This is a genomic window from Sinorhizobium psoraleae, assembly GCF_013283645.1.
Taxonomy (GTDB): domain Bacteria; phylum Pseudomonadota; class Alphaproteobacteria; order Rhizobiales; family Rhizobiaceae; genus Sinorhizobium; species Sinorhizobium psoraleae.
This window is the reverse complement of the sequence record NZ_JABEKV010000002.1, coordinates 822,844-835,523: the sequence shown is the minus strand read 5'-3', so window position 1 is coordinate 835,523 and position 12,680 is coordinate 822,844. Positions and strand designations below refer to the sequence as shown.

Below are 12,680 nucleotides of genomic sequence, written 5' to 3'. Positions count from 1 at the left end.
TCGGATGCTGAAGCGGTTGCACGCCATCCTCCTGACGTCGGTTCTGGCCATCCCGCTTGCGGCCGGGCTTGCGCGCGCGGGCGGGACGGAAGAGCTCGCGCCTTTCAAGATGGTAAGATCGCTGCAATATGTTCAGGATTCGGTCGTCCTCGGGGATCATTCCGCAATCGAGATGCAGCGCTTCATGCTGGGGGCGATCGACAAGCGGCTAAGAGCCGTCGAGCAGTCGGCCTTCCGCGATCCGCGCAACGTCGATGCGGCGCTTGTCTACGTCATGAGCGGCGGCAACCCCGATACGCTCGACTATCTCGCCGACCGCGACGTCGAGGGCAATTTCGATACCAGGGTGACCGAAGCGTTGCGGCAGTATCTGCGCGGCAAGGGTGCGCTGATCGTCGAAACGCTCTCCAAGGCCGCGCCGGAATACAAGAACGCCCGCATCGGCCCTTATCTTTTCCTGATCCTCGGCAACGCGACCTCGCAGCAGAACCCTTTGGCGGCGATGAAGTATTACGACTGGGCGCGTCTGACTGCGCCGGGCACCATCATCGAGGAGGCGGCGCTGCGCCGCTCCGTCTTTCTGGCAGCGAAGGCGAACGAACCCGATAAGGGATTTCGTTATGCTTTGAGCTATGCGCGACGTTATCTGACGTCGCCCTATGCAAGCCAGTTCGCGGACGTGTTCGTCGAACTGGCCGTTGCGCATTTCGACCAAGCCGCTGAGCAAAAGGTCTCCGAAGTCCTCGCTTTCATGGATAGACCGCGTCAGCGCGAGGTCTATCTTCGTGTAGCCCGGCGCGCGGCGATCGGCGGCAACCAGGCGCTCGCGCGGCTTGCGTCGAAACAGGCTGAAGGTCTCGCTGACAGTGGCGCTTCGCAGGCGCAGGTACTCGCAAGCTTTTACGAGGGGGTTGCGGCCGTGCCCTCGGCGGACGTGTTTGCAGCCACCGAAACCATCAGTGCAATTCCTGATGAAAAACTGTCCGCGCGCGATCGGGCACTCCGCGACGCGGCCAAGGCGGTTGCGGACGCGGTGGTGCGACTACCACAGGATGAAAGCTCCGCGCAAGCGTCCGCGCCTACACCAGACAGAATCGCCTTGGAAGAAAGTCAGGCTTCGTCCGAGGAGACGGGAAGTGGGATGAGCCCATTCGGCGAGGCGGCTGAGACGTCGGGTGCGTCGAGCAATGGTGGCAAGACCGGTGCAGGAATGGGCCAGCCCATGGACCCGGCACTCGATGGATTTCTCACCAACGGGCGCTCGAAGATCGCTGAGATCGATGCTCTCCTGAAGGAGGAAGGACTATGAGGCCTCTTGACGAGAGTTTGCGCAGCCCGGTTCCGGCGGCCACAGGCAAGGCCGGGTCGAGGCAGGGTGGACGGGAAGAGATCGGGGAAGCACCGCGCGCCTTCCAGGACGTCATTGCGGACACCGGCCGCCAGAAAGCACAGGGACAAGGTCCTGCAATCAGCGACGCCAACCAGCCAATCGACAATTCATCGGCGAACGGTTTGCAGGGACGCCTCGGCGATGACACGGCAACCGGCGGCCGTGACCGACGTAGCTCGATCGGACGCAACGGAATGGAAGGCACGTGGGACGCGTCGTCGTTGCAAGATCTTGGCAATGGTGTCGCAGAAGATGCTATCGCGGCGGGCAAAGACCGGTTATCCGACAGCCTCTCCGTCCGCGAGCACGCGCTGAAGCGGCTCCGCCGCGTGGGCCTTGCAGGCAAGGAACATGCGCCATCGCGCAGTGATCCAGCCGCTGGCAGCGAGCAGCATGCGGATGCGCAAGCGCAAAAGGCTGACGCCGACGCGCGTGGGAAGGTAAGGGCAGGGGGCGGGGTGCCGGACGCGGTGCGCACAGACGCCGGGCAAGAAGATCCTTCCGGACCGGCCGACCCGGCGAAGGGGACCGTCGACGATCTACTCACGCTCCTCGGCGCGGCCGCCGCGGTAACCGCCGGGCTGCAGCAGCCGAAAGACGAGGCAGACCGCTCGTCGGGCGATCGCACGGTCCCGGGCAATGCGGTCGGAATTGAAGGCGGCGAAGCTGTGGCCGACATTGTTCCGGACGAAAGCTTGCATGCCGAGAAAGACGCATCCGACTCCGATCAGCTCTTCCGCTTTGCCCGAGCCGACGGCAAGGGCCAGGCGATGTCGATGACCATTTCCGCCGATGGGGAGAAGGCCGTCGTCGACACCGGCAAGCCGGCCGCCGCATCAAAGGCGGAAAACGTCACGGTTCTGGAAGCGCGCCGTTATCTCGGTTTGGCCATGAACGCCAACGCCGCATCGGTGACCAGCGCGATCGCCGGCGATAGTGAATGGGCGCAGCTAATCCAGTCGGGCGCGACCTTGGGACAACCGGAGGCCTCCGGTCAGGTCGGCAAAACGCTCAACACGCTCAAGATCCAGCTGCATCCGATCGATCTCGGCACTGTGACCGCCACCTTGCGGCTGAAGGACGACGAGTTGCAGGTTGATCTGAAGGTGGAGTCGGGCGAGGCGTTCCGGCAGTTGCGCGACGACCAGGGCGAGATGGTGAAAGCGTTGCGCGCACAAGGCTTCGCTGTTGACCAGGTCAATATCGTGTTCAATGCCGGCGGCGACGCTTCAGGTGGCGGCAGTCAGCAGCAACAGGCGCAAACCGCCCCCGGTCAGCAGGGGCGCGAACACGCCGGCGAGGGGAGCGGGCAGGGGCGCCAGCGACAGAACGATGCGCAGGCTTCGACAGCAGGAAGGTGGGCGGGCAATGATGGACTGGATGGTGCGCCGGTTGACGCTGAGCGTCCTCGTGCTGGCTACGTCTACATGTAGCGCCTGGGCAAGCGCCGGTGCCTGTGAGCGCGAGATCATTTCCGCGGCTTCGAAATATGGCGTCCCGACCGGGATTCTCTATTCCGTCGGTTTGACCGAGACAGGCCGCAAAGGATCTCTCCAGCCTTATGCGATGAACATCGAGGGCAGGGCCTATTTCGGCACGAGCACGCGGGACGTCCTGGCGCGCTTCGGGACCGCCCGGGCGCAAGGGGCCAAACTCATCGATCTCGGCTGCATGCAGATCAACTATTACTTCCACGGAGAGAATTTCGGTTCGCCGGAGGAAATGCTTGATCCGCGCAAGAACGTCGAATATGCCGCCCGCTTCCTGTCCGATCTGCGCGCCAAGCACGAGAGCTGGACGATGGCTGTCGCGCGTTATCATGCCGGGCCGAACAACGATCCGGCGCAGAAGAAATACGTCTGCCGGGTGATCGCGAATCTCGTCGCGACGGGCTACGGCAAGTGGACGCCGAACGCGACGCAATTCTGTCGGTAATCAACCTGAAATTGCTTTCCACGGGGCGATCCCGCATTGTGGCGACAATGCGGGCAGAATGTGATGGCAAGCAGATTTGTCGCGCGCCGTTAACTTTTCCACACGATTTTAGTGCTATGATTAACGAGTACCTACTAGATATAGATCAAATCGGCACGCAATTCCTAATCAATTATTAAAATCCCCCATTAACTTCCTCTAGTTGTTCGTGAATCCCCCGATTCGTACCTCTTTATCAACGAGGCACCCATATTGATTCGGAGGCGGACGAATGATCGTGGTGGTTGACGATAGAGAGCTCGTAAAGGATGGCTACACGTCCTTGTTCGGGCGCGAAGGTATTCCCTCGACGGGCTTTGATCCCAGAGAATTCGGCGAGTGGGTAAACACGGCTGCGGACTCGGATATCGATGCGGTCGAGGCATTCCTGATCGGGCAGGGCGACAGCGCGTTCAGCCTGCCGCGCGCGATCCGTGACCGCTCGATGGCGCCGGTCATCGCGATGAGCGACACGCCTTCGCTCGAAAACACTCTGGCGCTGTTCGACTGCGGGGTCGACGATGTCGTGCGCAAGCCGGTGCACCCGCGGGAAATCCTCGCCCGTGTTGCCGCGATCCGCCGACGCCTCAAGGCCATTACCAACTATACCGACATCGGGCCGATCCGCGTTTTCGCCGACGGCCGCGATCCGGAGATCAATGGCGAGGTCTTCGCGCTGCCGCGTCGAGAACGGCGCATCCTGGAATATCTGGTCGCCAATCGTGGCCGTCGCGTATCGAAGTCCCAGATCTTCAACGCGATCTACGGCATCTTCGATGAAGACGTCGAGGAGAACGTCGTCGAAAGCCACATCAGCAAGCTGCGCAAGAAACTGCGCAAGAAGCTCGGCTTCGACCCGATCGATTCCAAGCGCTTCCTTGGCTACTGCATCGACTGGAATTGAGCGCGCGGCAGCGGGCCGGGGCCGGCTCAAGACAGGTTCACGCAAGGCCCGGCTCCTAGTGTCGCCGCAACGAGGAATTGAGGATCCGATATGAGTCTCTACGGTACCATGAGAACCGGCGTTTCAGGCATGAACGCCCAATCGAATCGACTCAGCACAGTCGCGGAGAACATCGCGAACGCCAATACGACCGGCTACAAACGCGCATCGACGGAATTCTCGTCGATGATCCTGCCGTCGAGCAACGGCGCTTACAATTCCGGCGGCGTGCAGACCCAGGTCCGTTACAGCATCTCTGAGCAGGGTGCGACGACTTACACCACGTCCGGCAGCGATCTCGCCATCGACGGCGGCGGCTTCTTCATTGTTCAGGGTACGAATGGTCAGGAATACCTGACACGCGCCGGCGCCTTCGAACCGGACAGAGAAGGCAATCTCGTCAACGGCGGCTTCACGCTGATGGGTTACGAATACCAGGCCGGGGTTGATCCGACGGTTGTCGTCAACGGGTTCGACGGCCTGACCAAGGTGAATCTCAGCTCCGAAGGGCTGGTCGCCAAAGGCTCGACCAAGGGCGAGATGGGTGGAAATCTTCCATCAGGAGCGGCCGTAGGCGCTACGCATCCCACATCGCTTGTGGTCTTTGACAGCCAGGGTAACTCCCGCCTTCTCGACTTTGTGTACACCAAAACCGCAGCAAACAGCTGGTCGGTGGAAATCCGCGACCGTGCCACCTATACGGCCGGCCCACCCGCCACTGGCGTGCTCGGCACCGCGGCCTTGACCTTCAATGCAAGCGGGGTGCTGACGACTTCTCCGGCAACGGTTACGACCTCGGCAATGACGGGCCTGCCCGGGACCGGCGCAAACCTCGCCGCGCTCACCATCGACCTCAGCAAAACCACGCAGCTCGGTTCCGACTTCAGCTCCGACGGCGGTGACATAGACGGCAACGCGCCGAGCAAGGTTGCCGGCTTCCAGATCGATGCCGATGGCATCGTCTACGTCAAATACGAGAGCGGCGAACTCGACCCACGCTATCGCATCGCGCTTGCCAATGTGCAGAGCCCGGACAAGCTGCTGCCGGAATCCGGCAACGTCTATTCGCAGGGCGTCGACTCCGGCGTCATCATCACCGGTTTCGCCGGTTCCGGTAACTTCGGCAACATTCTTTCGGGCGCGCTTGAAAGCTCGAACGTCGATATCGCCGAAGAACTGACGGCGATGATCGAATCCCAGCGCAACTACACGGCCAACTCCAAGGTCTTCCAGACCGGGTCGGAACTGCTCGACGTGCTGGTCAACCTGAAACGGTAATCGAAAAGAGAGACGGTCCGCGTTATGTCGCTGTCCACCGCAATCACAATCGCGCAATCCGCTTTCAACACCACGGCGGCACAGACTGCCATCGTGTCGAAGAACATCGCGAATGCGGGCAACGCGGACTATTCGCGTCGGATGGCGATGCTGGGCTCGACGCCGAACGGAGCGCAGGTCGTCTCGATCTATCGGGCACAGAACGAGGCGTTGCTCAAGCAGAGCATCGCCAGCATCGGCCAGGCCTCGGGCCAGGGCCGCCTGCTCTCCGGCCTCGAGCTATTGAAGTCGTCGCTCGGCGGCAACGACTACGAAACGTCGCCGGCGAAATTCCTGGCGGCGTTCCGGGACAGCCTGCAGACATTCGCGTCGACACCCGGCAATCCTTCGATGGCCGCTTCAGCGGTATCGGATGCCGGCGATCTGGCCAACTCGATAAGCACCACGGCAAAGGCAGTTCAGAGCCTGCGCGCCGATGCCGACAAGGAGATCGCAATCGAGGTCGAGAAGCTGAACAGCCTTCTCGCCGATTTCGAAAAGGCGAACAATGCCGTCAAGTCGGCGACCGCCCAGGGGCAGGACGCGAGCGAAGCCCTCGACCAACGGGACAAGATCCTGAAGCAGGTGTCGGAGATCATCGGCATCTCGACCGTGACGAGGGCCAATCACGACACGGTGATCTACACGGCGGATGGCACGGTGCTCTTCGAGACCTTGCCTCGAGCTGTCACCTTTGCTCCGAAAGCAGCCTATGACGCGACGATCACCGGCAACAAGATCTATGTCGACGGTGTACCGGTTGCTGCGGGTTCCGGGGCCAACACGACGGCCGAGGGCAAGCTGGCGAGTTTGCTTCAATTGCGCGATGACGTTGCGCCAAAATTTCAGTCGCAGCTCGACGAAATCGCCCGCGGTCTGGTGACACTGTTCCAGGAGGGCAATCCGTCCGGCGTGCCCCCGATCCCCTATGCCCCCGGGCTCTTTACCTGGTCAGGTGGCACCGTGCCGCCGGCGGGCACGGTCGTTCCCGGCCTTGCTGCAACGCTTGCCGTCAATCCCCTGGCAAAGGCCAATCCGATGCTGCTGCGTGACGGCGGTTTCAATGGTGTCGTGTCCAATCCGGGCGGGGCTGCAACGCCCGATGCGGGCTACACCGGCCTGCTTGAAGGCTTTATCGCGGCCATGGGCGAGGGCATGGCCTTCGACCCGGCAACGGGCCTCGACGGAAGCAGCTCGATCCTCGATTTCGCGACATCCTCTATTGGTTGGCTGGAGCAGTTGCGCAGCACCGCTTCGACCGCCAGCGACAACAAATCGGCGCTGCTTGCTCGCACCCAGGAAGCCCTGAGCAAAGAGACGGGCGTCAGCATCGACGAGGAATTGTCCCTGCTGCTCGACCTGGAGCAATCCTACAAAGCATCGGCCAAGCTGGTCAGTACGGTGGACGCCATGATGGCGGCCCTTCTCGAAGCCGTGAGGTAATCATGAAGACGTCCTTCGTTTCGAATCTGGCGATACAAAACGCCATGCGGCTGACGATCCAGCAGCAGCAGGCGGAAATGCTCGACCTTCAAAAGGCATTGACGACGGGCCGCCACGCCGATGTCGGCGTCACGCTCGGAGCGTCGACCTCGCGCTCGCTCAACCTGCAACGCGAGCTGGCGCGCATGAATGCGCTGACAAGCACCAACTCGATCGTCAACCAGCGCCTTTCTGCCTCTCAGGAGGCGCTCGAAACGATGGCGAGCGCCGCCCAAAAGGTTCGCGACACCTTGATGACTTTCAAGGGCAATGATTCCGCCGACAAGCTTGCGATCCAGAAGACCGAAATCGACAGCGCTCTCTCGCTTTTCACAGCCGCGGCGAATACCTCGTTCAATGGCGAGTTCCTGTTCTCCGGCATCAATTCGGACGTGAAGCCGCTCGCGGATTACAATTCCGCCGCAACCTCGGCTGCCAAGACTGCGTTCAACACGGCCCTGTCGGCATACATGGCCGCTCAGGTCCCGCCGCTGACGGCGATGGACCAGTTCTCTGTCACGCAGATGCAAGGTTTCATCACCACGGTCGTGGAGCCGATGTACACCGGCGCCCAATGGGACGCCGATTGGTCTGATGCGTCGAACCAGAACATGACCAGCCGCATCAGCACATCGGAGATCATTGAAAGCTCGACGAATGTCAACACGACCGGCGTCCGGATGTTCGCGCTCGCAAGCATCATCGCGTCGGAGCTGATGGACAAGGGCGTCACGTCGGAGGTCCGCAGCGCCATCGGTGAAGCAGCCCTTGTTTACGTCGAACAGGGGATCACCGGCATCGACGCCGAACGCAGTGCCCTCGGTGTCGCCGAGGCTCGCGTGAAGAAGGCGAATGATTCACTGGCGGCGCAGATCAAACTCGTCACCACGCATGTCGGCGATATCGAGGGGATCGACGAGGAGGCGATATCGACACGGATAAACCTGCTGAAAACGCAACTTGAGACATCTTATACGCTCACGTCACGGATCCAGCAGTTGAGCTTGCTCAATTTCCTCTGACGAGAGGAACCGGACAAACATGAAGGATGTCTGAATGTATCAATTTTCGTATGCCGAGATCATGGAGGACGGCGTCGCCGATTCCAAGGATCGCGAACGGCAGGTACTCGATCGCTCGATCGCGCTCCTGGAGGCGGCGAAACAGCAGAAAGGGTACTCACGGGAGGCTATTGAGGCGATCTATTTTACCCGGCGCGTCTGGATCCGCTTCATCGAGGATTTGCGCACGCCGGATAACCAGCTCAACGAAGAGCTGCGCGCCAATCTGATTTCGATCGCCATCTGGATCTTGAACGAGACGGAGAAGATCCGCAAACGCGAATCTTCCAACTTCCAGGGCATTATAGACATTACCACCATCATCAGGGATGGACTGAAATGAAGAGCACACTGCGTATCTCGCTGAAATCGGGCGAAAGAATTTTTGTAAACGGCGCGGTGCTTCGTGTTGACCGCAAGGTCGCGGTCGAGTTCCTGAACGATGTCACCTTCCTCCTGGAAAACCACGTGCTGCAGCCGGAAGATGCGACGACGCCGCTGAAGCAGCTCTACTTCATTGCCCAAATGATCCTGATCAATCCGGAAGGCGCCGAGCAGTCGACGGCGATGTTCCGCAAATCGATCGTCATGCTGCTCAACTGCTTCAAGAACGAAGAGGTTCTGGCCGAGCTGAAGCGCATCGATGGTCTCGTCACGCAGGGCCGCGCATTCGAAGCGCTGAAGGCGATCCGGGCGCTCTATCCGATCGAAGATCGTATTCTCAATGCGCAGGAAATCACGCCGGCAACGGTCGAGCAGATTCGCAAGGAGATCGCACCATGGCGGTAAGTGGCGTCAGCAATACCTCGAGCAGCTACACGCCGACCGTATCCGGCCTGGAGTCCGGGGCGGATCAGACCGCTGCAACGCTGAACTACGAGAGCTTCCTGAAGCTGCTCGTGGCGCAGATGAAGAACCAGGATCCGACCAGCCCCATGGACGCGACGCAGCAGATCGCCCAGCTCGCGACCTTCTCGCAGGTGGAGCAGACGATCAAGACCAACAAGAACCTCGAAAGCCTGCTCCAGCGCACGTCGCTCAGCGAAGCGGACGCGGTCATCGGCAAGACGGTCACCAGCGCCGACGGCAAGACGACTGGTGTCGTCAAGGAAGTGAAACTATACTCCGACGGAATCATCGCCGTCCTGGATACGGGCAAGGAGCTCGTCATTGGACCCGGCGTCAAAGTGAAGTGATGCCGTATGAACGAGGCGGACGCCCTTGATATTGTGCAGGCTGCGATCTGGACGGTGATCGTGGCCTCGGGTCCCGCCGTCCTCGCCGCGATGGTTGTCGGCGTCGTCATCGCGTTCATCCAGGCCCTGACCCAGGTGCAGGAAATGACGCTGACCTTTGTGCCGAAGATCCTGGCGGTCATGATTACCGTCGCCGTCTCCGCGCCCTTCGTCGGTGCGCAGATCTCCATCTTCACCGACATAATCTTCTCCCGGATACAGTCCGGATTCTAGAGCGAATTAGGCGCAGCGGCTTTCGCCGCGCGCTGCCTCTTCGAGCGCTCAGCGAAGCACCCCCTCTGCTCTGCCGGGCAGAGGAGGGTATCAACATCATCTGCTATACCACCCTCACGCAAGCTTGGGCCTGTAGATCTCCGGCGACAGCTTGGGCAGCTTTCGTGGATCGCTGCCCGCCTCTCATGAAGAGACGGAAGAGACATGGCACAACAGGCAGCGCTGACCATCCCGAAACTCGCACCCAAGAGCCGGGACGTCGGCTTTGCGCTCGGGATCGTGACGATCCTGTCGATTCTCTTCCTGCCGATTCCCCCGTTCCTGATCGATCTCGGTTTGGCGTTCTCGATCGCCTTCTCGGTGCTGATCCTGATGGTCGCGCTGTGGATCCAGCGGCCGCTGGACTTCTCGTCCTTTCCGACCATCCTGCTGATTTCGACGATGACCCGCCTGTCGCTGAATATTGCGACGACGCGCGTCATCCTTTCACATGGTCACGAGGGCCACGGCGCTGCCGGCGGCGTCATTTCCGGTTTCGCCAGCCTCGTCATGTCCGGCGATTTCGTGATCGGTCTGATCGTCTTCCTCATCCTGATCACGGTGAACTTCATCGTGATCACCAAGGGTGCGACCCGTATTGCCGAAGTCGGCGCCCGATTCACTCTTGATGCAATCCCCGGTAAGCAGATGTCGATCGATGCCGATCTTTCGGCCGGCCTGATCGACGAGAAGGAGGCACAGCGCCGCCGCCGCGAGCTGGAAGAGGAGAGTTCCTTCTACGGCGCGATGGACGGCGCCTCGAAGTTCGTTCGCGGTGACGCGATCGCTGGGCTGATCATTACCGCGATCAATATTTTCGGTGGCATCATCATCGGCTATCTCCGCCACGACATGCCGATTGGCGAGGCGGCCGATGTCTTCGTCAAGCTCTCCGTCGGCGATGGTCTCGTATCGCAGATCCCTGCGCTGATCGTCTCGCTTGCCGCCGGCCTGCTCGTCTCGCGCGGGGGGACCGCCGGCTCCACCGACCAAGCGGTTGTCGGCCAGCTCAGCGGCTATCCGCGGGCGCTGACGGTCGCCGCCGGTCTCATCATCCTGCTTTCGGTGATGCCGGGTCTGCCGTTCCTTCCCTTCGCGACTCTCGGTGGCGGCATGGCCTTCCTCGGCTGGGTCATCCCGAGGCAGCTCGCTGCTGCTGATGCGGAGAAGCGGGCACAGGAAGCGACAAAGGCCCAACAGGCGAAGGATAGCGACAAGGATTCCGTCAAATCGGTGCTGAAGACGGCGGAGATCGAACTCCTGCTCGGCAAGCAGGTCTCGACGCGGCTCCTCGGAGCCCATCAGGAACTCGCCTTCCGTGTCGGCAAGATGCGCCGCAAGTTTGCCGGCCAATACGGCCTCGTCGTTCCGGAGATCAAGGTCTCGGACGATATCTCGATTCCGGACAAGGCCTATCATATCCGCATTCATGGCACGACGATCGCGTCCAACACGGTGCGGGTCGGTGAGGTGCTGGTCGTGACCGGTGGCGGGCGCCGACCGAGCGTGCCCGGCGACGAGATCAGGGAACCCGCCTTCGGCATGCCGGCCGTTTCGATCCTGGAGACCTTCACGGAAGACCTGAAGCGCGAAGGATTCCACCCGATCGACAACGTCTCGGTGGTGCTCACTCACCTCAGCGAGGTCATCCGCAACAATCTTCCGCAGCTTCTGTCCTACAAGGACGTCAAGGTGCTGATCGAACGGCTCGACCCGGAGTACCGGAAGCTCGCCGACGAGATCTGCACATCGCACATGTCCTATTCGGGGCTGCAGGCGGTGTTGAAGCTGCTGCTTGCCGAACGCGTGTCGATCCGAAACCTGCATCTCATTCTGGAAGCCGTGGCGGAGCTTGCGCCGCATGTGCGCAAGACCGAGCAGATCGTAGAGCACGTGCGCGTACGTATGTCGCAACAGCTCTGCGGTGACCTCGCTGACAACGGCATCCTCCGCGTTCTCCGGCTCGGCAACAAATGGGACATGGTTTTCCATCAGGCGCTGAAGCGCGACGCCAAGGGCGAGATCGTCGAGTTCGACATCGATCCCCGGCACCTGGAGGAATTCAGCGAACAGGCGACGAAGGTTATCCGTGAACATCTCGATCGCGGCATGCCCTTCGTGCTGGTAAGTTCCCCCGAATCCCGCTCTTATGTGCGCATGATCATCGAACGCCTCTTCGCCACGCTTCCCGTGCTCTCCCATGTCGAGCTCGCCAAGGGCCTTGAGATCAAGATCATCGGCTCGATTTCATGATCTCCGATCCCGAGGGAACGGTGCTGGCGCTGTTTGCGGCCTTCTGCCGGATTGGTGCCTGCATCATGATCATGCCGGGCTTCTCCACGGCGCGCGTTCCCGTCCAGATCCGGCTGTTCCTTGCGGTTGCAATCTCGATGGCCATCCTGCCGATCATGTGGGACGACATCTACCCGCAGGTCACCGGGAAGGGTCACACCTACATTTATCTTATCGCGACCGAGACGATCGTCGGCGCCGTGATCGGTCTTGTCGCCCGTTACTATGTGCTCGGCCTGCAGTTTGCGGCCACGGCGGCGACCATGCTGATGGGGTTCAGCCCGCCGCCGTCGGCGGACGTTCTCGAAGACACGGCCGAAAACCAGGTCACCAGCTTGATCACCTTCGCCGGCCTGATGATCCTGTTCATGCTGGACTTCCACCATGTGATCATCGAGGCCGTCGCGCAATCCTACCGCGTGATGCCGATCGGCAGCGGCTTTGATCCGCAGGGCGTGTTGATCACGCTCGCAAATTCGCTGGGGCAGACCTTCATGATCATGCTGCGCCTCGCAAGCCCGTTCCTGATCTATGGCCTGCTCTTCAACGTCGCCATCGGAATGGTGAACAAGCTTGCCCCGCAGATTCCGATCTATTTCATCTCCCAACCCTATCTGATCATGGGCGGCATGTTCCTGCTCTATCTCGGGATCGCCGCAATGCTGCGACTCTTCGCCGACGGCTTCGCGCCGGTCATGCAGGGAGGCTAGGGG

Annotated in this window: 13 protein-coding genes; all 13 read left to right on the top strand. The window is 61.0% G+C overall.

Annotated elements, in window-relative coordinates; translation table 11 throughout:
• The first annotated feature begins 4 nt into the window (after window positions 1-4).
• The 13 genes from motC (at window position 5) to fliR (ending at window position 12,677) form a co-directional block, all read left to right on the top strand.
• Window positions 5-1,309 carry a chemotaxis protein MotC gene (gene motC, locus ILFOPFJJ_RS12670; RefSeq protein WP_173510889.1) on the top strand — a complete coding sequence of 435 codons (1,305 nt, stop codon included), beginning with the start codon at window positions 5-7 and terminating at the stop codon, window positions 1,307-1,309.
• A 275-nt stretch (window positions 1,310-1,584) separates the two neighbouring features.
• Window positions 1,585-2,823 carry a flagellar hook-length control protein FliK gene (locus tag ILFOPFJJ_RS12665; protein WP_376741412.1) on the top strand — a complete coding sequence of 413 codons (1,239 nt, stop codon included), beginning with the start codon at window positions 1,585-1,587 and terminating at the stop codon, window positions 2,821-2,823.
• On the top strand, window positions 2,762-3,325 hold the full coding sequence (locus ILFOPFJJ_RS12660; protein WP_376741421.1) for a transglycosylase SLT domain-containing protein: 564 nt from the start codon (window positions 2,762-2,764) through the stop codon (window positions 3,323-3,325). The genes ILFOPFJJ_RS12665 and ILFOPFJJ_RS12660 overlap by 62 nt, the downstream gene beginning before the upstream one ends.
• A 271-nt stretch (window positions 3,326-3,596) precedes the next feature.
• Entirely contained in the window at window positions 3,597-4,268 is a 672-nt protein-coding gene (gene rem, locus ILFOPFJJ_RS12655; protein WP_136506072.1) for a transcriptional activator Rem, read from the top strand.
• Window positions 4,269-4,358: 90 nt separating this feature from the next.
• Entirely contained in the window at window positions 4,359-5,585 is a 1,227-nt protein-coding gene (locus ILFOPFJJ_RS12650) for a flagellar hook protein FlgE (protein ID WP_173510887.1), read from the top strand.
• Between the two features lie 24 nt (window positions 5,586-5,609).
• Complete coding sequence (gene flgK / locus ILFOPFJJ_RS12645) at window positions 5,610-7,067, top strand: flagellar hook-associated protein FlgK (protein WP_173510886.1); 1,458 nt, start codon at window positions 5,610-5,612, stop codon at window positions 7,065-7,067.
• Window positions 7,068-7,069: 2 nt separating this feature from the next.
• The gene (locus ILFOPFJJ_RS12640) at window positions 7,070-8,128 is read left to right on the top strand and encodes a flagellar hook-associated family protein (RefSeq protein WP_173510885.1); all 1,059 of its coding nucleotides are present in this window, start codon (window positions 7,070-7,072) and stop codon (window positions 8,126-8,128) included.
• A gap of 34 nt (window positions 8,129-8,162) precedes the next feature.
• Entirely contained in the window at window positions 8,163-8,510 is a 348-nt protein-coding gene (flaF, locus tag ILFOPFJJ_RS12635; RefSeq protein ID WP_153438396.1) for a flagellar biosynthesis regulator FlaF, read from the top strand.
• Window positions 8,507-8,956: a flagellar biosynthesis repressor FlbT gene (gene flbT / locus ILFOPFJJ_RS12630; protein ID WP_153438395.1), complete on the top strand. Its 450-nt coding sequence runs from the start codon at window positions 8,507-8,509 to the stop codon at window positions 8,954-8,956. Before flaF ends, flbT begins: the two co-directional genes overlap by 4 nt.
• Window positions 8,947-9,363 (top strand): flagellar hook assembly protein FlgD, encoded by a 417-nt coding sequence (flgD, locus tag ILFOPFJJ_RS12625; protein WP_173510884.1) that lies wholly within the window; start codon window positions 8,947-8,949, stop codon window positions 9,361-9,363. Before flbT ends, flgD begins: the two co-directional genes overlap by 10 nt.
• A gap of 6 nt (window positions 9,364-9,369) precedes the next feature.
• Window positions 9,370-9,636: a flagellar biosynthesis protein FliQ gene (gene fliQ, locus ILFOPFJJ_RS12620; protein ID WP_136506065.1), complete on the top strand. Its 267-nt coding sequence runs from the start codon at window positions 9,370-9,372 to the stop codon at window positions 9,634-9,636.
• Between the two features lie 204 nt (window positions 9,637-9,840).
• Window positions 9,841-11,928, top strand: a complete 2,088-nt coding sequence (gene flhA, locus ILFOPFJJ_RS12615) for a flagellar biosynthesis protein FlhA (RefSeq protein ID WP_173510883.1) — start codon at window positions 9,841-9,843, stop codon at window positions 11,926-11,928.
• Window positions 11,925-12,677, top strand: a complete 753-nt coding sequence (gene fliR / locus ILFOPFJJ_RS12610) for a flagellar biosynthetic protein FliR (RefSeq protein ID WP_173510882.1) — start codon at window positions 11,925-11,927, stop codon at window positions 12,675-12,677. Before flhA ends, fliR begins: the two co-directional genes overlap by 4 nt.
• Window positions 12,678-12,680 lie beyond the last annotated feature (3 nt).